This window comes from Lysobacter capsici (genome assembly GCF_014779555.2).
GTDB classification, from domain to species: domain Bacteria; phylum Pseudomonadota; class Gammaproteobacteria; order Xanthomonadales; family Xanthomonadaceae; genus Lysobacter; species Lysobacter capsici.
On sequence record NZ_CP094357.1, the window covers coordinates 1,111,734 to 1,134,682 of the forward strand.

Sequence of the window (22,949 nt, forward strand, 5' to 3'; positions counted from 1 at the left end):
TTCGAACTAACGACAACGAGAGGGGAGCTTGAGATGTCGCTGCGTAAACACCGTTTGGTCACCGCGACCGCCACCGCCATCGCCGCATTGTGCGGCGGCGGACTCGTACTGGCCGCGCCGGCCGCCTTCGCCCAGTCCGCCGAGCCGAATCAGGCGTCGGCGCCGAAAGAGCTGGACAAGATCACCGTCACCGCGCAGAGCCGCGAGCAGGAGCTGCAGGACGTGCCGATCGCGCTGCAGGTGGTGACCGATCAATTGATCGACGACACCGCCGCGCAGGATCTGGGCGACCTCGACAGTTTCGTGCCGGGGCTGGTGGTCGACAGCCAGCAGCCGACCCAGCCCGGGTTCGAACTGCGCGGCATCAGCACCGACGATTTCGGCATCGGCACCGATCCCGCGGTCGGCGTCTACGTCGACGGCGTGTACGCCGGTCGCGGCGGCGGCGTGCTGCTGCCGTTCACCGACGTGGAGCGCATCGAAGTGCTCAAGGGCCCGCAGGGCACCTTGTTCGGCCGCAACACCGCGGCCGGCGCGATCTCGATCATCACCCGCAAGCCCGACGCCAGCGCGACCGAGGTCAAGACCAAGCTGCGCATCGGCAACTACGGCAAGCAGTACCTCGAAGGCATGCTCAACCTGCCGACCGGCGAGGATTCGGCGTTCCGTTTCAATGCGCTGGTCAATCACGCCGACGGCTGGATCCAGGACGCCGCGACCGGTCGCGATCTGAACCCGGAAAACAACTGGGCCACGCGCGCCGCGTTCAAGACCCGCTTCGGCGAGCGCACCAGCGCCTTGATCAGTTGGGATCACGAAAGCCTCGATCAGCTCGGCCAGGCCACCACCGGCATCATCGCGCTGCCGCCGGCGCCGGGTCTGGCGCCGCTGCCGGTGGATGAGTCGGCCTATCTCGACCCGCGCAAGGTCCCGACCATGAGCGACGCCGAGGGCAACGAGGAATCGCGTCGCTTCGACGGCGTGACCCTGATCGTCGATCACGGTTTCGACTGGGGCGGTTTCACCTCGACCACGTCATGGCGCGATTACGACTCGGTCAACCGGGTCGAGGAAGACGGCACCAATCGCAACTACCTGTACGTCGATTCGACCAACACCGAAAGCAACCGCAGCTACTACCAGGAATTCAAGTTCAGCGGCAGCACCGACAAGCTGGACTGGATCGCCGGCGCGAGCTATTTCAAAGAAGACGCGCGGCAGACCAGCGAGGTCAACGCGCTGACCGACTCGGTCGACACCATCGTCCATAACCTGGGCCTGGCGCCGACGCCCAACGGTTATCTGTTCGGCTACGTCGATCAGCAACTCGATGCGCTGGGCATTCCGATCCATCTGCTCGGCCATCGCTGGAACGAGACCTTCCACAATACCCTCGACACCAAGGCCTATGCGGTGTTCGGCGACGTGATCTGGCACGCCACCGACAAGCTCAACCTGACCGTCGGCCTGCGCTACACCCGCGACGAGAAGGACTTCAGCTGGCATAACGACCCGCGCTACGCGCCGGGCCTGGATGCGGCGCTGGATCAACTCGAAGGCCTGGGCTTCTTCGATCTGGCCGGCATCCCGCGCGACTTCTTCGTGTTCGACATCGCCTTCATCGACCCGCCGGCGATGCTCAACAAGGGACTGACCAACCGCGACAAGCGTTCGTGGAGCGATTTCAGCCCGCGCTTCGTCGCCGATTACCACATCAACGACGACACCATGGTGTTCGCGTCCCTGGCCAAGGGCTACAAGGCCGGCGGCTTCAACTCGCTGCAGATCGGCAGCAGCTTCGAGAACGAGGACGTGTGGAACTTCGAGGCCGGCATCAAGAAGTCGTTCCCGGATCAACGCCTGCAGCTCAACGCCTCGGCGTTCTACTACGTCTACGACAACCGCCAGGCGGTGCGGCTCGACAGCAGCACCAGCATCCCGCGTTTCGTCGTCGACACCTCCGACCTGGAAGCCTACGGCCTGGACTTCGACATGCGCTGGCAGGCGACCGATAACTTCGGCCTGGATTTCAACGCCAGCTTCATCGATTCGACCTACAAGAACTACGTCACCTCCGACGGCATCGACGCCAGCGGCGACCCGACCGGACTGCCGTACTGGTCGGCCGCGGGCGGCGCGTATTACGTGGTCAACCTGGCCGATAGCGGCGACCTGCGGTTCTCGCTGCGTCACTCGTATCGCGGCAAGGTGCGTTGCGGCGCGGAGTCGCAGGCGCAGAACCGCTGCGGGGTGAGCCCGGCGCTGGACCTGGGCGAGGCGCAGAACCGCACCGACCTGCGCATCGGCTGGACCTCGCCGCAGGGCCGCTGGGGCCTGGCCGCGTACGGCAACAACCTGTTCGACAACCAGTACATCAACTCGTTGGGCACCTACGGCAAGAACGTGCTCGGCACGGTCGGCGCGCGGGTCAGCGAGCCGCGTACGTTCGGGGTGGAGTTCAGCGCGAAATATTGACGGCCGGGAATCGGGAATCGAATCGCGATTCCCGCCTTTCCGATTCTCGATTCCCCATTCCCGATTCCCGCCCTTATCCTTACGCCATGCCAAGCCGTAAGGACGGGCCCTCCGTCGATCTCCACACGCAGCCGATGCCCCGCATGCCCGGGGTCGGGCCGCGCGTGGCCGAGAAACTCGCCGCGCGCGGGCTGACCACGCTGCAGGATTTCTGGCTGCAACTGCCGCGGCAGTACGAAGACCGCACCCAGATCACGCCGATCCGGTTGCTGCAGCCCGGGGTCGCGGCCCAGGTCGAAGGCCGGGTCGAAGGGGTCGAGCGCGGGTTTCGCTACAAGCCGATGCTGCGGGTAGCGATCGGCGACGATTCGCGCGCGACCGTGGTGCTGCGGTTCTTCCATTTTCGCGCGGCCCAGGTCGCGCAGTTCCAGGTCGGCGCGCGCGTGCGCCTGTACGGCACGCCCAAGCCGGGCCAGCACGGGTTGGAGATCGTCCATCCCAGCTACCGCGTGTTCGACGACGACAGCGACGAGGTCGCGCTGGGCGAACAACTCGATCCGGTGTATCCGGCGATCGAGGGCATCGGCCCGGCCACGCTGCGGCGATTGATCGGTTACGCGCTCGATCGGCTGCCCGACGACGGTTCGCTGGAACTGATCCCGCAAGAGCTGCGCGAACGCCTGCAATTGCCGACCTTGCGCGAAGCCTTGCTGACCGTGCACCGGCCCGCGGTCGATGCCGATGTCGCCGCGCTGATCGCCGGCCGTCATCCGGCGCAGCGGCGGCTCGCGCTGGAAGAATTGCTCGCCCATCACCTGAGCCTGCGACGCCAGCGCATCAGCCAGCAGGCGCACAAGGCGCGCCCGCTCAAGCAGATGCCGTTGGCCGAACGCCTGCGCAAATCCTTGCCGTTCAAGCTGACCGGCGCGCAGAAGCGGGTGTTCGACGAGATCCGCGTCGACCTGGCCAAACCCTCGCCGATGCTGCGCCTGGTCCAGGGCGATGTCGGCAGCGGCAAGACCGTGGTGGCCGCGCTCGCGGCGATGATCGCGGTGCAGCACGGGCGTCAGGCCGCGCTGATGGCGCCGACCGAACTGCTGGCCGAGCAGCACCTCAACAACCTGCGTCGATGGCTGGAGCCGCTGGGCGTGCGCGTGGCCTGGCTGGCCGGCAAGGTCACCGGCCGCGCGCGCAAGGCGGTGCTCGAACAGGTCGCCAACGGCGAGGCGCAGATGGTGGTCGGCACGCATGCGCTGATGCAGGAAGGCGTGGCCTTCGCCGACCTGGCGTTGGCGATCGTCGATGAGCAGCACCGCTTCGGCGTGCATCAACGGCTCGCGTTGAGGGACAAGGGCGCCGGCGGCGCGGTCGGCAAGGACGCGATCGTGCCGCATCAACTGGTGATGACCGCCACGCCGATTCCGCGCACCCTGGCGATGACCGCCTACGCCGATCTCGATGTCTCGGCGATCGACGAACTGCCGCCCGGCCGCACGCCGGTGCAGACCGTCGCGCTCAGCGAGGAACGTCGGCCCGAACTGGTGCAACGCATCCGCGGCGCCTGCGCCGAAGGGCGGCAGGCGTATTGGGTCTGCACCTTGATCGACGATTCCGACGAGGTGATCGCGCAGGCCGCGCAGACCACGTTCGAGGAGTTGTCGGTGCAACTGGCTCCGTTGCGGGTCGGGCTGGTGCATGGGCGCATGAAAGCGAAAGAGAAGCAGGAAGTGATGCGTGCTTTCAAAGATGGCGAACTCGATCTCATGGTGGCCACCACGGTGATCGAAGTCGGCGTCGACGTGCCCAACGCCTCGTTGATGATCATCGAGAACGCCGAGCGCCTGGGCCTGGCGCAACTGCATCAGCTGCGCGGCCGCGTCGGCCGCGGCAGCGCGGCATCGAGTTGCGTGTTGCTGTATCGCTCGCCGTTGTCGGGGCTGGCGCGGCAGCGTCTGGAAACCATGCGTCAGACCGTCGACGGTTTCGTCATCGCCGAAAAGGACCTGGAATTGCGCGGCCCCGGCGAACTGCTAGGCACCCGCCAGACCGGCCTGGCCGGTTTCCGCGTCGCCGATCTCGCCCGCGACGCGGATCTGCTGCCGCTGGTGCAGGATCTCGGCGAGGACCTGCTCAAGACCTCGCCGGAACTGGCCGAGCGGATCGTTTCGCGCTGGGTGGGCGGGGCGGTGCGCTACGCATCGGCTTGAGCTTGGAAGCTCGTAGCGACGTGGCCGATGGGCTTCGCGCCGTCGCAGCGTCCGCGATCCGCAACCGGTCCAATAGTGTTGCCGCGGGCGCTCAAGGATGGCGACGCCCGCCGCGGGAACCACCGTGCCATCGACAGGAGTCTTGCATGCCCATCGCGTTCGATCAGCCGCCCACCGCCGGCGGCGCCAACGTTCACTCGCCCGCGCAGACGCGCTCCGTTAGCGATTTCACCTGGAGTCCGGCGACGCGCGCGGCCAATGCGCGGCTGCGACGCAACGTGCCCGGCCTGTTTTCGACCGTCACCGGCACGGCCGGCGACGATGTGCTGTACGGCGGCCATCAGGCCGATCTCATCGAGGGGCTCGAGGGCGCCGACAGCCTGTACGGCCTGGGCGGCGACGATGCCTTGTACGGCGGCAGCGGCGACAACGCATTGCTCGGCGGCGGCGGCGAGGATCGGCTGTACGGCGGCGAAGGCAACGATTTCTACTACTTCAACATCGGCGACGGTCAGGATCGGGTCTACAGCGCCGACGGCCTCGGTCAATTCCTCGAGATCGTGCATTTCGGAGCGGGGATCGATCCGGCGCAGGTGACGCTGGCGCGCGTGGGCGCCGATCTGGTCGTGAACCACGGCAACGGCGATGTGGTGACGGTGGTCGGTTTCTTTCCCGGCGGCGAAGACCCGTGGCCGCGTGGCGTCGATGAGATCTGGTTCCAGGACGGCACGACCTGGGACGTGGCGGAAATTCTCGCGCGCCTGCCGCCGGGGCAGGGCCTGTGATCGAGACGGTCCGGTCCGCGCGCGCCCGGATGCGGCGCGCGTGGCTCGGACGGTGGTCGCGGCCGACGCCGTGTCGCGGCGTCGGTATCGCCGGCTCCGATTCGCGCCGCCGCTTTTGCGCGGCCGCGCACGCGGCGGCGGCGGGAAACGGCCCGATGGCGCCGATTACCACAGCGCCCCGATATTTGGCATAGTGGCCCGCCAGCTGGAGCGCCTCACCCGGATGCCGGGAGCCCTTCAAAACGCAGCCACGCAATGGTTCGGACCGGATTTCGACCGGCTGCACCCCTTGCTGCAGGCGCTGCACCGTGACGGCGGCGCCCTGGGCGGACAGATCGCGCTGTCCACCGGCACCGGCCTGGCCGGCGCGATAGGCCGTCGTCTGGCGCGCAAGCTCGGCATCCCGATCGATCGCCCGCGGCGCGGGTTCCGGGTCGATATCGTCCACGATCAACAGCAGATGCAGTGGCGCCGCCGCTTCGACGACGGCAGCGAGCTGATCTCGATTTTCCGGCCGGTCGGCCGTTATCCCGACGGCCATTGGTTGGAATCCACCGGCCCGGCGCGCATGCGGCTCGGCGTGGATCTCGACGGCGGCGGTTGGCGTTGGCGTCTGCTCGGCGTCGATGTGCGCGGCCTGCGCTTGCCGCTGTTCCTGTTTCCGCGTACCGATGCCTACAAGCGCATCGAGCCCGACGGCGAGGGCGAACGCTACCGTTTCGCCGTCGCCTTCTCGCTGTTTCCCTTCGGCGAACTGCTGCGCTACGAAGGCGCGCTGCACGCCATCCCGGCCGTTACGGCCTCCACGGCCGATCCGGCCGGCGCGGCGATCGCCGCTGCGCACAGTTCCGCAGAACGAGTGATTCCATGACTGATCGTATTCCCTTGCTTATCGACACCGACCCCGGCGTGGACGACGCGCTGGCCCTGCTGATGGCGTTCAACGATACGCGCCACGAGGTTGTCGGTCTGACCATCGCCGCCGGCAACGTCGGCTTGAAGCACACCGTCGCCAACGCGCTCAAGCTGTGCGAAGTCGCCGGCGTCGACGTGCCGGTGTTCGCCGGCACCGCCGCGCCGCTGCTGCATCCTTCGCCCGATGCGGGTTATGTGCACGGCCAGGACGGTTTCGGCGATGTCGGTTACGAGCCGGCAAAACGCCAGGTCGAAGCCGAGCATGCGGCGCTGGCGATCCTGCGCCTGTCGCACGAGCACGCCGGCAAACTGCTGCTGGTCGCGCTCGGCCCGCTGACCAACGTCGCGCTCGCGCTCAAGCTCGACCCGACCCTGCCGCAGCGCATCGCGCGCCTGGTGGTGATGGGCGGCGCGGTGACCTGCCAGGGCAACATCACCCCGGCGGCCGAGTTCAACATCTACTTCGACCCGGAGGCCGCGCACATCGTGTTCGAAGCGTTCGAGCACATCGACCTGGCCGATTGGGAAGCGGTGGTCGCGCACGGCCTGCATCACGACCGCGTGGTCGAGTGGCTCAAGGCCGGTTCGACCCGCGGCCAGTTCTACGAACGCATTTCCGAGAAGACCCGGCTGTGGTCGATCGACCGGCGCGGCGATCACTGGCATGCCGCCGATGCGTTGGCGATGGCGTTCGCGTTGGAACCCGACGGCGCGCTCGACGTGCAGGCGCGGCCGCTGTCGATCGAACTGGAAGGCACCCACAGCCGCGGCGCGACCATCGTCGACTGGCGCCGTCAGGAAGGGCGGGAGGATCGGGTGGCTATTTTGATGAAGTACGATCACGAGCGATTCGAACGTCTGATCCGGGACGCCCTGGCCGCGTCCCCCGCGTAGTCAGTCGGACTACGACGCAAGGTGCCGAAGCGACCCCATCAAGTCGCCGAGGCACTCTCGATACGCGACGCCCCGCGTAGGCAGTTGGACAGCGACGAAAGGTGCCGAAGCGCCCCTCGCAAGTCGCCGAGGCACTCTCGATACGCGGCGCCCCGCGTAGGCAGTTGGATACCCGCGCAAGGCGCCGAAGCGCCCCCTTCAAGTCGCCGAGGCGCCGTCATCCGTCGGCATATCCGCAGCTGGTAGGAACGCGTCAGGCCGCGAAGCGACCCGCGTCGGGCCGTATCCCGCCCTCAGGCCGGCTCGGAATCCCCCGGAACCGCCCCGCAGCCCAGCGCCGCCAGCCCGGGCCCGATATCACCATCCATCAGCCCCAAACCCCGGCAAACCCAGCCGGGCCAGCCCTCAAGCAGTTTTTACTTTTCGTGCCCGCGAGACTTGCGCCACCCGCCAGGTGGCCGCTATACTGCCCGACTTTCCCGCACATACTAAGGTTGAGTGCCATGAAGGCAGGCATCCATCCCGAATACCGCAGTGTCGTCTTTCAGGACGTCACCACCGATTTCCAGATCGTGACCCGTTCGACCCTGTCGAGCAAGGAAACGATCAAGATCGATGGCACCGAGTATCCGTTGATCAAGGTCGACATCTCGTCGGCTTCGCACCCGTTCTACACGGGCAAGCACAAGATCATGGACACCAGCGGTCGCGTCGACAAGTTCCGTAAGCGTTACGCGCAGAAGTAATTCTCGCCGGAGCGATCCGGGCGCGACATCGTTGTATGCATAACGGCTGCCCGCAATGGCGGCCGTTTGCGTTTGCGCGCCAGGTCGCTGAGTGGTGTCGTTGGCCGCCGCGGGCGCGCAGGGCGGTGCGAGTGGCGACCGGATGGCTGCGGGGCGTGGGGATACGAACGGATGTTCGTGCAGCGCCGCGGGTCGTGGCCGGTGGCGTCTTGGGGTTTCGCGGTCGCGGCTTGCGCCGCTCCTACAGGGGCGGCTGGGGAATATTTGCAGGACGGCCGGGCGGGTGGTGGCGGAGATGTCCGTCGGCGAACGCCCGGGCTTTGCCGCATCGGGCCGCGTGTCTGGGCGGGTGCGGCGGTTCGCCCGGTTCGACGCAAGGGTGAAACGCAGCAACGTCCCAGCGGGGGCGCCCCGACCAAAGTCCGAGCTTGGGCTCAGGAAGCGTTGTGCGATAATTCAGCATCGCAACGCAATGCGACCCCCCGTTCCCCTCCTGTCGCGGCCCTCCCTGCGGCAGGCAGACTGAGGAGTGTTTCGTGTCTGAAGATTCCAGCAAAACCCGCCTCGATCAGGTCACCGTGACCGCCGGCGACAAGAACTTCGCCCTGCCGGTGCAGCATCCGGTGCTCGGCGCTCCGTGCGTCGACATCGCCAAGCTGCCGAAAGAAACCGGGATGTTCACCTACGACCCGGGCTTCACCGCGACCGCGAGCTGCAAGTCGGCGATCACCTACATCGACGGCGACGCAGGCGTGCTGTTGTACCGCGGCTACCCGATCGAACAGCTCGCGGAGAAGTCGAACTTCCTCGAAGTCGCCTATCTGCTGATGAACGGCGAACTGCCGACGCAGACCGAGTTCTCCAAGTTCGAACACGAAGTCACGCATCACACGATGATGCATGAGGCGTTCCGCACCTTCCTGTACGGCTTCCGCCACGACGCTCATCCGATGGCGATGCTGGTCGGCATGCTCGGTTCGATGGCGAGCTTCTATCACAACGAACTCGACCTGGAAGATCCCGAACAGCGCCGCCTGGCCGCGATCCGCCTGATCGCCAAGGTGCCGACGATCGCCGCCGCCTGCCATCGTTATTCGATCGGCTGGCCGATCCGTTATCCGAAGAACAGCCTCGACTACACCACGCGCTTCCTGCACATGCTGTTCGAAGTGCCGAGCGAACCGCTGGAATTGAGCCCGGTCGCGGCCAAGGCGATGGACCTGTTGTTCATCCTGCACGCCGATCACGAGCAGAACGCGTCGACCTCGACCGTGCGTCTGGTCGGTTCCACCGGCGCCAACCCGTATGTGAGCGTCGCCTCGGGCGTCGCCGCGTTGTGGGGACCGGCGCATGGCGGCGCCAACGAAGCCGTGCTCAAGATGCTTAACGAGATCGGCCGTCCGGAGAACGTCAAGTCGGCGGTCGAGAAGGCCAAGGACAAGGAATCGGGCTTCCGCCTGATGGGCTTCGGCCACCGCGTCTACAAGAACTACGACCCGCGCGCCGCGCTGGTGCGCAAGATGACCCACGACGTGCTCGGCGAACTGGGCATCAACGACCCGCTGCTGGACGTGGCGATGAAGCTGGAAGAGGCGGCGCTGAAGGACGATTACTTCGTCCAGCGCAAGCTCTACCCGAACGTCGACTTCTACTCGGGCATCATCTACAAGGCGCTTGGCATCCCGGTGGAAATGTTCACGGTGATGTTCGCCATCGCGCGCACCGCCGGCTGGGTATCGCATTGGCTGGAACAGCAGAACGACCCCGAGAACAAGATCGGCCGTCCGCGCCAGATCTACACCGGTCACGGCGTGCGCGATTACGTAGGCGCCGACAAGCGCTGAGTTACCGCGTCATCCGGTGAATACGAAACGCCCCGCGCTCGCGGGGCGTTTTCGTTTGCGCCGAGATACGAAGATGTCCCCTCCGGCGCGATCTCTCGGTTTTGCACTTCTTCCGGCCGCCGCAAACCGGAGAGGTATTCAAGGCAGTCGAAGAATTCGTCGTGGCTCCGTCTCCCTCTCCCGCTTGCGGGAGAGGGCCGGGGTGAGGGGCGCGAATAGTCTGGACGCGTCGGTCGATAACCGATGTCGGTAATTCGCCGCTGCGCCGACGATCGCCGCGGACCCGCGGCTTACTCGACCGTGCAGTCCTTCAAGCTCAAGTAGTCGGTGCCGCTGGTGAAGCCGACCGTGCAGGTCGCGGTGAACTTGGCGCCGATCTTGAGTGCGCCAAGCTTCTTGCTCTGTGCCTCGTCCTCGCCCATCAGGCGGGCGTATTCGGCTTCTTCGCCGGCTTCGGTGGCCTGCAGGATGGGCGTGTCGTCCATCGAGGTGGTCTGGTCGAGCACCACCGCGCTGAAACGCACGCGGGTGTCGTATTCGGCCATCGACAGCGCGCTGTTGCCGGCGTTCTCGTAGCTTTGATAAAGCTTGGTCAGGCTGGTCGCGGCGGGCTTGTCGGCGGCGACGGCGGCCGACGAAAGCGTCAGCAGGCACAGCAGCGCGGTTCCATGGAGTCGCATGAGGCGTCCTTGTGTGGGTGCGAAAAAGGATCGCCATTGTGCCGCCGGTGCGCGGCGGCGTCTCGCACGTAATCGGCCATGTTTCGCGCAAGTCTGGCCGGATCGGGCTGAGCCCGCCTTCACGGGAATGTCCGCGTGAGAGAACGCGATCGTGAGAGCGCGCGGCTACTTGAGGTCGGGAAAGCGCTCCAGCGCGCACTGCATCAGTCGCTCGGACAGTTGCGGATCGCGCTCCTTGAAATAGTCGGACATGTCGCGTTGCGCGCCCGGATCGCCGGCTTGCGCGGCGCGCCAGCGCAGCGCCGTGACCAGATCCTGATCAGCGGACGAGGCATGACCGTCTTCGTAGCTGGCGATGGTGCCGTGCAGTTCGGCGAGCTTGTTGTAGCCGGCCGGCGCGTCGCGTTGCAGCAGCCAGGCGACCAGGGGCTGGGCGGACTCCCAGTCTTCGCCGTACATCGCCACGTTGAACAAGGTCGTGACCGCGCGCCAGTTGCCCAGTTGCGCCGCTTCGATCAGGACCGGCTCGCCCTGCGCGTCGTACGCACCGATGCGCCGGGCCTGCGCGTATTTTTCCTGCGCTTCGGCCGTGATTTTCGGCAGGCCGGCATTGCTGGTGTCGCAGGCGAAGTTGTCGGCGATCAGGCGCGCGGCGGGCGTGCGCATCCACGCCTGCTGGTCGCGCATCGTTTTGGAGATGATCGAGACGATACTTTGTTGGGTCATCTCCGGGCGCATCCATGCGGTGCGCGCCGCCAACCGGCGCTTGCGCTCGAGTTCCTTGCGCTCGTCTTCGGCTCTTTCGTCTTTCTGCGCCTGGGTGTCCTCGCGCGGCCCGATTTCGGCGCAGCTCTCGAACTGCGCCGCGGGTCGTCGCCAACATTCCGCGCTGACCTTGACCGGGAACCGGCCCCATAGCATTTCCAGGACGTAGTGCTCCTGGCCGGCTCGCGGGGTCACCGTCGCTCGCGCGTCGTCATCGGTCACGCTTTGTACCAAGACGGTTCCATCGGCCAGATCCCAGTGATACGGCTCGCCTTTCCAGTGGGCATCGAGCTGCACCTGGCGCGCGTCGGCGGCGGGAGGCGGTTGCGCGAACGCGCTCGATGCGAGGCCAAAGGAACACAACGCGAGCATCATGACGGATAAGCGCGGACGGCCGGGGCGATGGGTCATGGTGCGTTGCTTCCTGCGATGGATCGATGCGGATGTATACATGCTTATGCCTGCGACGACGTAGTGGCGGCCGCGACTATGGGGCGCGCGTACTCGTCTGCAGATCGCGGATGAAATGCGCGTAGGCGTTACGATCGTCGACGGCGCTGGAGGCGATGCGGTCGCGTTGCGCCTGCGCCTGGCGCGCGGCCTGATCGGCGCCGAGGCTGCCGTCGAGCACGCCGTCGCTTGCCATGCTAATCGACTGTTTTTCGCCGTCATCCCCGCGAAGGCGGGGATCCAGAGACTTCAGAGTCATGCCGCGATGAAGCCCTGGATTCCCGCCTTCGCGGGAATGACGGCATGGAGGTGTCGTGAGGATTTTGAGGTGCGCGTGGCGACTGCATCGCCGTCGCGAGTAGGCGTTCTCTCGAGCGGGGGAAAGCCAAGGATGTCTCGACCGACATCGGCCTGCATCGCTCTCGCTCTACATCCACACCGATCGACCGACTGCCGGCATTACCCCACGCCACTCCGCGCCGACACACCCACTACCCCCGCTCGAACTCCGAAATCTCCTCGTCGGCCAACAACTGTCGCACTTGATTGGCGGCCGCGCGTTTCATCGGCTTCTCGTCGACCTGCGACAGCGGCGCCTGGCGCAACACGTCCAAAGGCAGCACGGTCAGGTCGAAGGTCAGTTCCTCGGCGCTGAACACCCACACCGGGAAGTCTTCGCTGCGTTCGCGGTCCAGGCGCAGACGGCGCTCGCGCGCCTCGGCCGGGATCAGGTGGTGATCGAGAAACATCGACACCGCGTCGGGATCGTCGCTGTACAGGTGCAGAGCGACCGGGCTGCGTGCGTCGGCGGTGCCGTCGAGCACCGGGCCGACTAGACGGGGTTCGAACGGGGCGAAGAACTCCAGCGCGCGCAATGCGGCCTCGCGGCGTTGGCGCAGGCCGTCGAGGTTGTCGCGCTGGAACAGGCGCTGGTATTCGCGCAGCGCGTCCTCGATCTCGCGGTTACGCGGCAGCGAGGCATCGTCGAAGATGCCCAATCGTTCGGCGGCCTTGAGCTTGGCCTGGTGGTAGTCGCGGATGCCGCTTTCGGCGATCAGCCGGGCGGCTTCGTGGGCGAGGCGATGACGGCGCTCGCGAATGCGGGTCTGCGCATGCTGATGTGCGTGCTGTCGGGCCTGGTGCATCTCGACCTCCGCGGCGGGCACTCACGGCGAGGGCGCTCGCCGCGGCCGGTTGGGGGCCGGCAAGGCCAAAGCTAGCACGTTCGTCTATCACGGCAATGTCCACGGCCATGCGCCGGTTTCAGCCGCCAGACAGGGCAAGCACGGCGGCGGGCGAGCAACGCGGCGGGCAAAGAAAAAGGCCGCACGCGGCGCGTACGGCCTTCGCCTTGTCCGGCGCGCGATCCGCGCGCCGTCGTGGTCCGCCCGCGATCAGAAGATGTCGAACGATTCTTCCGATGGCGCGGCGTCTTCGGTGCCGTAATCGGTGTAGGTCTGCATGCGTTCGAGGTCTTCGGCCTTGACCCATTCGATCACGCCGCCGGTGCCGTCGGGAATCAGCGCGCCGTTGCCGGCCACCGACACCTTGACCATGCCCTGCGGCGGTTCGTTCGGCTGGATCGGCTTGTCCTTGAGCGCCACGCGCATGTAGTCGATCCAGATCGGCAGCGCGGCCTTGCCGCCGTACTCGCGGTAGCCCAGCGACTTGTAGTTGTCGCGGCCCACCCAGACGGTGGTGACGTACGGGCCGCCGAAGCCGGAGAACCAGGCGTCGCGGTGATCGTTGGTCGAACCGGTCTTGCCGCCGACGTCCTCGCGGCCGAGCACCTTGGCCGCGGTGCCGGTGCCGCGTTTGACCACGTCGCGCAGCATCGACACGATCTGGTAGGCGATGCGGTCGTCGATCGCGCGCGGGGCCAGGTTCAGCGCCGCCATTTCGGCCGGGGTGAGCGGCTTCTTTTCCGGTTCGGCCGGCTTCTTGTCCTTGCTGGCCTTGTCCTTCGGATCGGGCTTCTTGGCCGCGCTGTCGGCGCCGGGCGCGGGGCCCAGGTCGAAGCCGTCGACCACGTTGCTGACCGGCAACGCCGCCGACGAGGTGCCGCCGCGGCCGCCGCATTGCGGGCAGGCGGTGGCCGGCTTTTCCTTGAACACCACCGCGCCGGCGCGATCCTTGACCTCGTCGATGAACCACGGGGTGATGCGGAAGCCGCCGTTGGCGAACACCGAATAGCCGCGCGCGACCGACAGCGGGGTCAGCGAGGCGGTGCCCAACGACATCGACAGGTTCGGCGGCAACTGCTCGGGATCGAAACCGAAATGGCTGATGTACTTGCGCGCGAAATCGACGCTGATGGCATCGAGCAGGCGCACCGAGACCAGATTGCGCGACTGCACCATCGCCTCGCGCACGCGCATCGGGCCGGCGAAATTGCCGCCGTCGTTCTGCGGGCGCCACAGGTGGCCGCGGCGGTCCTTGAACACCACCGGGGCGTCGAGCACGATCGAGGCCGGGTTGTAGCCGCGTTCGAACGCGGCCGCGTACACGAACGGCTTGAAGCTCGAACCGGGCTGGCGCCGCGCCTGGGTGGCGCGGTTGAACTTGGCGCCGGCGAAGCTGTAGCCGCCCGACAGGGCGCGCAGCGCGCCGTCGGCGGGTTCCAGCGAGACCAGCGCGGCCTGCGCCTGCGGCAGCTGATCCAGACGGTAGGTCACGATCGGCGGCTCAGCCGGGGTGGCGGGCGCCGCCGGCGCGGCTTCGCCGGGCTTGGGCTCGGCCACCGGCTTGGCCGGGGTTTCCAGGCGCGCGACCCGGACCAGATCGCCGCGGGTCAGCAGGCTGCCGGGGCTGCGGCCGCCGAAGCCCTGCTTGTCGGTGAGGGTCAGTTCGGTGCCGTCGCCGAGCGCGACCGTGGCCTGCGAGCCGCTGGTCGACAGGACCACGGCCGGCAGCAGGTTGGCCTGAGCCGGAATGCCGCGCAGGCGCACGCGTATGGCCGCCGCGTCGTCGCCGGCGGCGAGGTCGAAGTGCTGCTCCACGCCGTGCCAGCCGTGGCGGCGGTCGTACACCGACAGGCCGTCGCGGATCGCCTTGTCGGCTGCGATCTGCAGGGTCGGGTCGATGGTGGTGGTGACGTGGTAGCCCTTGGTCAGCGCCTCGGCGCCGTAGCGGGCGACCATTTCCTGGCGGACCATTTCGGCCACGTACGGCGCATACACCTCGACCGGGCGTTCGTGCGGGGTCGCGTGCATCGGCACCGCCTTGGCCTGGGCGGCTTCCTCGGCGCTGATGAAGCGCTGCTCTGCCATGCGGTCGAGGATGTAGTCGCGACGGATCTTGGCGCGCTCGGGATTGCTGAGCGGGTTGCCGCTGGACGGGAACTTCGGAATGCCGGCCAGCGAGGCCATTTCGTCGAGCGACAGCTCGCTCATCTTCTTGCCGTAGTAGAACTCGGCCGCCGCGCCCACGCCGTAGGCGCGGTTGCCGAAGAAGCTCTTGTTCAAGTACAGCTCGAAGATCTCGTCCTTGCTCAGCTCCTGCTCCATGCGCATGGCCAGCAGCATTTCGCCGAGCTTGCGCTTGTAGCTGTATTCCGAACTCAGGAAGAACTGGCGCGCGACCTGCTGGGTGATGGTCGAACCGCCCGGCACGCGCTTGTCGTCGGTGGTCGCCAGCAGCCAGATCGCGCGGCCGATGCCTTTGTAGTCGATGCCGTGGTGCTGGTAGAAGCGCGAGTCCTCGATCGCGATGAACGCCTGTTTCTGGCGCTCGGGCACGTCTTCGATCGCGATCGGGTAGCGCCGGGTCTCGCCGAACATCGCCATCAGGCGGCCGTCGCGGGCGTAGACGTACATCGGTTCCTGCAGCTCGATGGTGCGCAGGGTTTCGACGTCGGGCAGTTTGGGGACGATCAGGTAGTACAAGGTGCCGAGCGCGATGGCGCCCAGCAGGGCCACGCCGATGAACGCGTAAAGCGCCCAGCGCAGCCAACGGCGTATACGGGACATCGAAGCGGGTTCCGGGGTCGGTGGTCGTAGCGGGGAAGTATAGAGGAGCGCGGATCGCGACCCGGGGCCCGGTTTGCCGATCGGGTCCGGGCGGTCCGTGCCGGGGTCGCGGCGGCTCCGCGACCGGTCCGGGCGGGCCGGTTTCGCGCAATTGGCGGCCGGACCGGGTGTTTCGCCAACCGATCCGCGCCGTCGCGAACGCGCAAATGCCGGCGCCGGCACGGATCGCGCCCCGGCCTTGGCGGCAGGATCGGCAAAGCGGCCCGCGCCGCTGGGCGATTCCCGATTCGGCCGGCGCAAAGGCGCCCGCGCGCGGTTTCGCGTCGGGACGCCCGACGAGTGGACTGACGGTGGCGGTCACGTGACGTTGAGGGTCAAAAAAGCACGACTTGGTTGGCATTCACGAAAGAAGTGGTTGCCAGCCTGTGAAAAGTCCGTTATCTAATCCGGGGCCACACGAAGTGCGCGTAAGCGCTTGTGGCATGGGGAGATAACTGTGGGACTCATCACAAAAAGCCAGCCGGCCTTGGTCGGCGTGGACATCAGCTCGACCGCGGTAAAGCTGTTGCAGCTCTCAAGAGTCGGCAACCGCTACCGGGTTGAGCACTATGCTGTCGAACCGCTGCCGCCCAATGCGGTGGTGGAAAAGAACATCGTCGAGGTCGAAGCGGTGGGCGAGGCGATCAAACGCGCCGTTGCCCGCTCGGGGACCCGCGTGAAGCATGCCGCCGCCGCGGTCGCCGGATCCTCGGTGATCACCCGGGTCATCGGCATGCCGAACGATCTGGACGAAGACGAGATGGAGTCGCAGATCGAGCTGGAGGCGGCCAATTACGTGCCGTATCCGATCGACGAGGTGAACCACGACTTCGAGATCCTCGGGCCGATGCCCGGCGCTTCGGACATGGTCCAGGTGCTGCTCGCGGCCTCGCGATCGGAGAACGTCGAGGTGCGCGCTTCGGCGCTCGAGCTCGGCGGCCTGACCCCCCGGGTCATGGACGTGGAGGCGTTCGCGATCGAGAACGCGTTCGCGCTGCTCGCCGACACCCTCAGCGGGCCGCGCGACGGTCTGGTCGCCCTGGTCGATTCCGGCGCGACGATGACCACGCTCAACGTCCTGCGCAACGGCCGCAGCCTGTATCACCGCGAACAGGTGTTCGGCGGCAAGCAGCTGACCGACGAGGTCATGCGCCGCTACGGTCTGAGCTACGAGGAAGCCGGTCTGGCCAAGCGCCAGGGCGGGTTGCCGGAGAGCTACCAGGCCGAAGTGCTGGAGCCGTTCAAGGAAGCGATGGTCCAGCAGGTCAGTCGCCTGCTGCAGTTCTTCTATGCCGGCAGCGAGTTCAACCGCGTCGATCAGATCGTGCTGGCCGGTGGCGGCGCCTCGATTCCGCGCATCGCCGAGATGGTCGAGGAGCAACTCGGCGTCCCGACCACCGTGGCCAATCCGCTCGCGCACATGACCTTGGGCCCGCGCGTCCAGGCGCATGCCCTGGCGCAGGACGCGCCCGCGCTGATGATCGCCTGCGGCCTGGCCCTGAGGAGCTTCGACTGATGGCACGCATCAACCTGCTCCCGTGGCGCGCAGAGCGCCGCAAGGCACGACAGAAGGAATTCGGCGCGATCATGCTGCTGTCGGTCCTGGCCGCGCTGGCGCTGTCGGTCCTGATCGTCTTCTACTACAGCAGCGAAATCAGCGGTCAGCGCAAGCGCAATGCGTTCCTGGACACGCAGATCGCCGAGGTCGAGAAGAAGATCACCGAGATCGAAGAGCTCGACAAGAAGAAGTCCAAGCTGCTCGCGCGCAAGGAAGTGATCGAGAAGCTGCAGTCCAACCGTTCGCAGATGGTGCATCTGTTCGATTCGCTGGTGCGCACGATTCCCGACGGCGCGGTGCTGACCGCGATCAAGCAGGACGCGGAAACGCTGACCCTGGAAGGTCGCGCGCAGTCCAACGCCCGGGTCAGTACCTACATGCGCAACCTCGAAGTGTCCGGCTGGATGACCAAGCCCGATCTGAGCATCATCGAGGCCAAGGGCAACGAGAAGGGCCTGCCGTACGAGTTCAAGCTGCAGGTCAAGCTGGCCAACCCGAACGCGCCCAAGGACGAGGACGGCGACGGCTTCCCGGATGCGCCGGCTCCCGGCGACGCCGCCGCGGTGCCTGCCGATGGTGCGGCCGCGCCCGCGGGGACGACGGCTCCGGCCGCGGCTCCGGCGGGTACCGCGCCCGCGGCGCCGGCTGACGCCAAGCCCGGTACCGCGCCGGCCACGACGCCCGCCAAGCCCGCGCCTGCTCCCGCTCAGCCTGCCGCCGCGCCGGTCAAGCCCGTGCCCGCCGCCCCCACCAAGACAGGAGCCGCGTCGTGAGCAAGAAGGCTTCTATGAAGAACCTCGATATCAACAATATCGGCGGTTGGCCGCGTAACGCGCAGATCGTGTTCTGCGCGCTGGTCGGCGTGATCATCGTCGGTCTGGCCTGGTGGCTGTTCGTCAGCGACAAGCGCGAAGAACTGCAGGGCCTCGAGCGGCAGGAATCGGAACTGCGCACGACCTTCGAGACCAAGCAAGGTCGCGCGGCGAACCTGGAACCGCTCAAGCAGCAGCTCGCGCAGATGGAGCAGCAATTGCAGCAGATGCTGCGGCAGTTGCCGAGCAAGACCGAAATGCCCGACCTGATCGTCGACATCTCGCAGACCGCCCTGGCGACCGGCATCTCCAACGAGCTGTTCCAGCCCGGCGCGGAAGTGCCCAAGGAGTTCTACGCCGAGAAGCCGATCGCGCTGCGCATGGTGGGCACCTACCACCAGTTCGGCGCCTTCGTCAGCGGCGTGGCCTCGCTGCCGCGCGTGGTCATCATGACCATGCACGACATCTCGCTGAAGCCCAAGGGCAAGAACAACAAGGACGCGGTCGGCGGCATCACCCCGAACAGTCCGTTGGAGCTGGCCGGTACGGTCAAGACTTACCGCTATCTGGATGAAGACGAGATGGCTGCGCAAACGCAAACCGCAGAAGACGCCGCGGGCGGCAGCAAGGACAAGAAAAAGGCCGACGACAAGAAGGGGGCTGACTGAGATGGCCAATCGCCTCGCTTTCAATCGCTCCTGGACCAGCGGCCTGTTCGCGGTCGCCCTGCTGTTGTTCTCCACTGGTTGCTTCCGCACCATCACCAGCACCCCTGGCGATGCGCCCAACCTGGAAAAGTGGGTGGCCGAGGTCAAGGCCAAGCCGGCGCCGCCGCTGGACCCGCTGCCGGTCATGCAGCAGTTCGAGACTTTCGAATACACCGCGCAGGACATGCGCGATCCGTTCAGCACCGCTTTCACCGATCAGGACAACGGCTCCGGCCCGCGCCCCGAGAAGGAGCGACGCAAGCAGCCGCTGGAACAGTTCCCGCTCGATGGTCTCGACATGGTCGGGACGCTCGGACGCGGCAGCGGTATCGTGGCGCTGGTCATGGCGCCCGACAAAGTGACTTATCGTGTTCGACCGGGTGCGTACATGGGGCAGAACGATGGTCGCGTGACCAGCGTTTCTGAGGAGCGCATCGACTTGGTGGAACTGGTGCCGGATGGCGCAGGCGGTTGGCTGGAACGTCCGGCTTCCGTGGCGCTGGAAGATCAATGATTAGGGGATAGCATGATGATCGTATTCAACGCCAAATCCATGCCGTCGGCCCGACGCCCCATGGCCTCCGGCGCCCGCATGGCCGGGCTCGTGGTCGGCGTGCTCGCCGGCATCAGCGCTGTCCATGCGGCCCCTCCGGCCGCCGTCGCGACGCCCGTGGTTCAGCCGCAGGCTCAGTTGCCCGCCGCCGCGACGGTGGCGCCGACGCCGAGCAACGACCCGTCCAAGCAATTGCCGGGCACGATTTCGGTCGCCAACATCGACTTCAAGCGCGGCGACGGCGGCTCCGGCAAGCTGATCGTGCGCTTCAGCGGCGACGGCGCGATGCCCGACATGCGCAACCAGGGCTCGGAAGTGCTGGTCAATGTCGGCAATGCGCAATTGCCGGCGGCGTTGCAGCGCCAGCTCAACGTGGTCGACTTCGCCACGCCGGTGCAGCGCATCGACGCGCGCGTGGCCGGCACCGGCACCCAGCTGGTGCTCAACACCAGCGGCGCATTCGACACGATGGCCTACCAGACCGGTCGCGACTACATCGTCGAAGTCGTGCCGCGCACCGCGCAGGCCGGCAATCGCGCGGTGGGCGCGGCCGCGGGCGCCAAGTCGTCCGGCAATGCCGCGCCGACCTCGGGCACGATTTCGCAGGCGCCGGCCGGCGTGGTCCGCAGCTACTCGGGCCGCCCGGTGACCTTCAACTTCCAGGACGTGCCGGTGCGCACCGTGCTGCAGTTGGTCGCCGAAGAGTCCAACCTCAACATCGTCGCGGCCGACACGGTCCAGGGCAACGTCACCCTGCGTCTGGTCAACGTGCCGTGGGATCAGGCGCTGGACATCGTCCTGCAGGCCAAGGGCCTGGACAAGCGCCGCAGCGGCAACGTGGTGTGGGTCGCCCCGCAGGCTGAAGTGGCCAAGTACGAGCAGGATCGCGAAGACGCGCGCATCGCGCTCGACAACCGCGTCGACCTGACCACCGAATACATCCAGATCAACTACCACAATGCCGCGCAGATCTATAAGGCGCTGACCGAGGCCAAGGGCATTGGTGGCGGTGGCGGTGGCAGTGGCGGTGGTGGTGGCGAAAGCGCGCAGAACGAGAACGGCTTCCTGTCGCCGCGCGGCCGTCTGGTCGCCGACGAGCGCACCAACACCTTGATGATCAGCGATATCCCGAAGAAAGTGACCCAGATGAAGGAGCTGATCCGGGTCATCGACCGTCCGGTCGATCAGGTCCTGATCGAGGCGCGCATCGTGATCGCGACCGAAAGCTTCGCCCGCGACCTCGGCGCGCGCTTTGGCGTCTCCGGGCAGAAGGGCGATGTGATCACCAGCGGTACGCTGGAGAGCATTAACAACTACCGCAATACCGCTGCCAAGAACGAATTGATCACCGCTCAGGCGAATAAGCTGACGAGCGACGCGAGTCTGTTCGACGGAGTTGACAACGCCAAAGCCACGGCCTTGCGCGATCAGGCACGTTCGCTGCTGCAGACCATCACCAATCCGGCCTTCCTGTTCCCGGCCAGCCTCAACAGCAATGTTGGCGTCCTCAACCCGGCCGGCGCTTTGGCGTTCACGATCCTCGGCAAGTGGGTGAACCTGGACATGGAGTTCTCCGCGATGCAGACCGAAGGTCGCGGCGAAGTGGTGTCCAACCCGCGCGTGGTCACCAGCAACCAGCGTGAGGCGGTGATCAGTCAGGGCCAGGAAGTCGGCTACGTGACGATCTCGCCGCAGCAGGGCGGCAACAGCATTCCGATCCCGAACGTCCAGTTCAAGGACGTGCTGATGGAGATGAAGGTCAATCCGACCATCACCAACGACGGCCGCGTGTTCCTGAACATGAGCGTCAAGAAGGACGAGGTCGAAGGCTTCGTCGATACCTCGATCGGTCAGGTGCCGCAGATCAACAAGCGCAACATCAATACCGCGGTGTTGGTCGAGGACGGTCAGACCGTCGTGATCGGCGGCGTCTATGAGTTCCGCGATCGCACCGATCTGTCCAAGGTGCCGTTCCTGGCCGACATCCCGTTCCTCGGCAATCTGTTCAAGAAGAAGAGCCGCAGCAAGGAAAAAGCCGAGCTGCTGATCTTCGTGACGCCGAAGGTGATGCAGGTGACGCAGCGCTGAGTCGCGGCACCGGTAACAGCGAAGAGGGCCTACGGGCCCTCTTTGCGTTTGCGCGATCGCGACTTCGCGATCGGCCTTTGCGACGACGCTGAACAGCCGCGGACGCCACGGCGCCGCCGCGTCCGGCCCGGCCCGACGGGCGACCCCATGCCCTACCTTCGGCACTTCCCCGCGATCGCCGCGCGCGTCTGAATGAGCCCCTTGATCGCCGAAGTAGAACGACGTTTTGAACCTTGACGGCGAACTTCGGTCAAAATCGGCCCAAACCCCACCTTGCCCCCGCCCTTGCCCGGCGCGTCACCTGGATACCGGATGGACAACGCATCAACCCTTGCCCGCGATCCCGCCATCGCCTCCGGCGCCGAAACCGCGCGCCTGCACGACGCCTTCCGCGCGCTGCGCGATGCGCTGGCGCTGGAAATCGTCGGCCAGGCCGAGCTGATCGAGCGGCTGCTGATCGCGCTGCTGGCCGACGGCCATCTGCTGGTCGAAGGCGCGCCCGGCCTGGCCAAGACCAGCGCGGTGCGTGCGCTGGCCTCGCGCCTGGAAGCCGAGTTCGCGCGCGTGCAGTTCACCCCCGACCTGCTGCCGGCCGATCTGACCGGCACCGAGGTGTGGCGGCAGCAGGAAGGCCGCTTCGAATTCCAGCCCGGGCCGATCTTCCATCCGATCCTGCTCGCCGACGAAATCAATCGCGCGCCGGCCAAGGTGCAGTCGGCGCTGCTCGAGGCGATGGGCGAACGCCAGGTCACCGTCGGCCGCGCGACCTACGCCTTGCCGCAGTTGTTCCTGGTCATGGCGACCCAGAACCCGATCGAGCAGGAAGGCACGTTCCCGCTGCCCGAAGCGCAGCTCGACCGCTTCCTGATGCACGTACGCATCGGCTATCCGGAAGCGGCCGCCGAAACCGAAATCCTGCGGCTGGCGCGCGAGCGCGCGCGGCAGACGCTCAAGACCGCGCCGGCGCCGGTGGCCAGGATGCCGCTGGCCGATGTGTTCGCGGCGCGCGAGTCGGTGCTGGATCTGCATGTCGCGCCGTCGGTGGAACGTTATCTGGTCGAGATCGTGCTGGCGTCGCGCGATGCCGCCCGCTACGACCCCGCGCTCGCGCGGCGCATCGCCTGGGGCGCCAGCCCGCGCGGCTCGATCGCGCTGGAGCGCTGCGCGCGCGCGCATGCGTGGCTGGCCGGCCGCGACTTCGTGACCCCCGACGACGTGCGCGCGATCGCGCCGGAAGTCCTGCGTCATCGCATCCTGCCCAGCTACGAAGCGACCGCGGAAGGTTGGGACGGCGATCGCCTGCTCGGCGAATTGCTCAAGAAGGTGCCGTTGCCTTGAGGCCGGGATTCGGGAGTTGGGATTCGGGATTCGTGACAGCGGCGTTCGCGATATTGGATGGATTGATGAGCGAGCGTGATGTCGAGTCTGGAATTCATGGCGGTTTGGGCGACAACGGAATCGTT

At 66.6% G+C, this 22,949-nt stretch carries 18 protein-coding genes; 13 read left to right on the forward strand and 5 right to left on the reverse strand.

Features of this window, described 5'->3' with window-relative positions:
• The first annotated feature begins 33 nt into the window (after positions 1–33).
• From IEQ11_RS04540 to IEQ11_RS04570, 7 genes are all read left to right on the forward strand, one after another.
• Entirely contained in the window at positions 34–2,475 is a 2,442-nt protein-coding gene (locus tag IEQ11_RS04540) for a TonB-dependent receptor (RefSeq protein WP_191821961.1), read from the forward strand.
• An 86-nt stretch (positions 2,476–2,561) separates the two neighbouring features.
• The gene (recG, locus tag IEQ11_RS04545; protein ID WP_096413255.1) at positions 2,562–4,682 is read left to right on the forward strand and encodes an ATP-dependent DNA helicase RecG; all 2,121 of its coding nucleotides are present in this window, start codon (positions 2,562–2,564) and stop codon (positions 4,680–4,682) included.
• A gap of 146 nt (positions 4,683–4,828) precedes the next feature.
• A complete protein-coding gene (locus IEQ11_RS04550) occupies positions 4,829–5,467 on the forward strand; it encodes a calcium-binding protein (RefSeq protein WP_191821960.1) in 639 nt (212 codons plus the stop codon).
• A gap of 223 nt (positions 5,468–5,690) precedes the next feature.
• Positions 5,691–6,338 carry a DUF4166 domain-containing protein gene (locus tag IEQ11_RS04555; RefSeq protein ID WP_191821959.1) on the forward strand — a complete coding sequence of 216 codons (648 nt, stop codon included), beginning with the start codon at positions 5,691–5,693 and terminating at the stop codon, positions 6,336–6,338.
• Complete coding sequence (locus tag IEQ11_RS04560; protein ID WP_096413266.1) at positions 6,335–7,276, forward strand: nucleoside hydrolase; 942 nt, start codon at positions 6,335–6,337, stop codon at positions 7,274–7,276. Before IEQ11_RS04555 ends, IEQ11_RS04560 begins: the two co-directional genes overlap by 4 nt.
• A gap of 503 nt (positions 7,277–7,779) precedes the next feature.
• Positions 7,780–8,022 (forward strand): type B 50S ribosomal protein L31, encoded by a 243-nt coding sequence (locus tag IEQ11_RS04565; RefSeq protein ID WP_036108738.1) that lies wholly within the window; start codon positions 7,780–7,782, stop codon positions 8,020–8,022.
• 536 nt (positions 8,023–8,558) lie between these two features.
• The gene (locus tag IEQ11_RS04570; protein WP_051547487.1) at positions 8,559–9,866 is read left to right on the forward strand and encodes a citrate synthase; all 1,308 of its coding nucleotides are present in this window, start codon (positions 8,559–8,561) and stop codon (positions 9,864–9,866) included.
• A 290-nt stretch (positions 9,867–10,156) separates the two neighbouring features.
• Here IEQ11_RS04570 and IEQ11_RS04575 read toward each other — a convergent pair whose 3' ends face one another.
• From IEQ11_RS04575 to IEQ11_RS04595, 5 genes are all read right to left on the reverse strand, one after another.
• Positions 10,157–10,546: a hypothetical protein gene (locus IEQ11_RS04575; protein ID WP_191821958.1), complete on the reverse strand. Its 390-nt coding sequence runs from the start codon at positions 10,544–10,546 to the stop codon at positions 10,157–10,159.
• Between the two features lie 165 nt (positions 10,547–10,711).
• The gene (locus IEQ11_RS04580; protein WP_191821957.1) at positions 10,712–11,722 is read right to left on the reverse strand and encodes a hypothetical protein; all 1,011 of its coding nucleotides are present in this window, start codon (positions 11,720–11,722) and stop codon (positions 10,712–10,714) included.
• A gap of 76 nt (positions 11,723–11,798) precedes the next feature.
• On the reverse strand, positions 11,799–11,957 hold the full coding sequence (locus IEQ11_RS04585; protein ID WP_191821956.1) for a hypothetical protein: 159 nt from the start codon (positions 11,955–11,957) through the stop codon (positions 11,799–11,801).
• A 295-nt stretch (positions 11,958–12,252) separates the two neighbouring features.
• Positions 12,253–12,906 (reverse strand): hypothetical protein, encoded by a 654-nt coding sequence (locus IEQ11_RS04590; protein WP_036108820.1) that lies wholly within the window; start codon positions 12,904–12,906, stop codon positions 12,253–12,255.
• A 249-nt stretch (positions 12,907–13,155) separates the two neighbouring features.
• Positions 13,156–15,729 (reverse strand): penicillin-binding protein 1A, encoded by a 2,574-nt coding sequence (locus IEQ11_RS04595; RefSeq protein WP_191821955.1) that lies wholly within the window; start codon positions 15,727–15,729, stop codon positions 13,156–13,158.
• Positions 15,730–16,225: 496 nt separating this feature from the next.
• On the opposite strand from IEQ11_RS04595, the gene IEQ11_RS04600 reads away from it, so the two are divergent.
• The 6 genes from IEQ11_RS04600 to IEQ11_RS04625 all read left to right on the forward strand — a co-directional run bounded on the left by IEQ11_RS04600 (position 16,226) and on the right by IEQ11_RS04625 (position 22,824).
• Complete coding sequence (locus IEQ11_RS04600) at positions 16,226–17,284, forward strand: pilus assembly protein PilM (protein ID WP_036108732.1); 1,059 nt, start codon at positions 16,226–16,228, stop codon at positions 17,282–17,284.
• Positions 17,284–18,099, forward strand: a complete 816-nt coding sequence (locus IEQ11_RS04605; RefSeq protein WP_191821954.1) for a PilN domain-containing protein — start codon at positions 17,284–17,286, stop codon at positions 18,097–18,099. Before IEQ11_RS04600 ends, IEQ11_RS04605 begins: the two co-directional genes overlap by 1 nt.
• Entirely contained in the window at positions 18,096–18,806 is a 711-nt protein-coding gene (locus tag IEQ11_RS04610; RefSeq protein ID WP_036108728.1) for a type IV pilus inner membrane component PilO, read from the forward strand. The genes IEQ11_RS04605 and IEQ11_RS04610 overlap by 4 nt, the downstream gene beginning before the upstream one ends.
• A gap of 1 nt (position 18,807) precedes the next feature.
• Complete coding sequence (locus IEQ11_RS04615) at positions 18,808–19,359, forward strand: pilus assembly protein PilP (RefSeq protein WP_051547484.1); 552 nt, start codon at positions 18,808–18,810, stop codon at positions 19,357–19,359.
• Positions 19,360–19,419: 60 nt separating this feature from the next.
• The gene (locus IEQ11_RS04620) at positions 19,420–21,486 is read left to right on the forward strand and encodes a type IV pilus secretin PilQ (protein WP_228464650.1); all 2,067 of its coding nucleotides are present in this window, start codon (positions 19,420–19,422) and stop codon (positions 21,484–21,486) included.
• Positions 21,487–21,798: 312 nt separating this feature from the next.
• Positions 21,799–22,824, forward strand: coding sequence for an AAA family ATPase (locus IEQ11_RS04625; RefSeq protein ID WP_191821953.1), 1,026 nt, complete (start codon positions 21,799–21,801; stop codon positions 22,822–22,824).
• Positions 22,825–22,949: the final 125 nt, after the last annotated feature.

Bases quoted from the DNA above. Each gene is read 5' to 3' on its own strand.
- IEQ11_RS04540 (WP_191821961.1), top strand. From the start codon at position 34: ATGTCGCTGCGTAAACACCGTTTGGTCACCGCGACCGCCACCGCCATC.
- IEQ11_RS04595 (WP_191821955.1), bottom strand. From the start codon at position 15,729: ATGTCCCGTATACGCCGTTGGCTGCGCTGGGCGCTTTACGCGTTCATC.
- IEQ11_RS04620 (WP_228464650.1), top strand. From the start codon at position 19,420: ATGGCCTCCGGCGCCCGCATGGCCGGGCTCGTGGTCGGCGTGCTCGCC.
- IEQ11_RS04605 (WP_191821954.1), top strand. From the start codon at position 17,284: ATGGCACGCATCAACCTGCTCCCGTGGCGCGCAGAGCGCCGCAAGGCA.
- IEQ11_RS04560 (WP_096413266.1), top strand. From the start codon at position 6,335: ATGACTGATCGTATTCCCTTGCTTATCGACACCGACCCCGGCGTGGAC.
- recG (WP_096413255.1), top strand. From the start codon at position 2,562: ATGCCAAGCCGTAAGGACGGGCCCTCCGTCGATCTCCACACGCAGCCG.
- IEQ11_RS04585 (WP_191821956.1), bottom strand. From the start codon at position 11,957: ATGGCAAGCGACGGCGTGCTCGACGGCAGCCTCGGCGCCGATCAGGCC.
- IEQ11_RS04590 (WP_036108820.1), bottom strand. From the start codon at position 12,906: ATGCACCAGGCCCGACAGCACGCACATCAGCATGCGCAGACCCGCATT.
- IEQ11_RS04550 (WP_191821960.1), top strand. From the start codon at position 4,829: ATGCCCATCGCGTTCGATCAGCCGCCCACCGCCGGCGGCGCCAACGTT.
- IEQ11_RS04580 (WP_191821957.1), bottom strand. From the start codon at position 11,722: ATGACCCATCGCCCCGGCCGTCCGCGCTTATCCGTCATGATGCTCGCG.
- IEQ11_RS04625 (WP_191821953.1), top strand. From the start codon at position 21,799: ATGGACAACGCATCAACCCTTGCCCGCGATCCCGCCATCGCCTCCGGC.
- IEQ11_RS04575 (WP_191821958.1), bottom strand. From the start codon at position 10,546: ATGCGACTCCATGGAACCGCGCTGCTGTGCCTGCTGACGCTTTCGTCG.
- IEQ11_RS04615 (WP_051547484.1), top strand. From the start codon at position 18,808: ATGGCCAATCGCCTCGCTTTCAATCGCTCCTGGACCAGCGGCCTGTTC.
- IEQ11_RS04565 (WP_036108738.1), top strand. From the start codon at position 7,780: ATGAAGGCAGGCATCCATCCCGAATACCGCAGTGTCGTCTTTCAGGAC.
- IEQ11_RS04555 (WP_191821959.1), top strand. From the start codon at position 5,691: ATGCCGGGAGCCCTTCAAAACGCAGCCACGCAATGGTTCGGACCGGAT.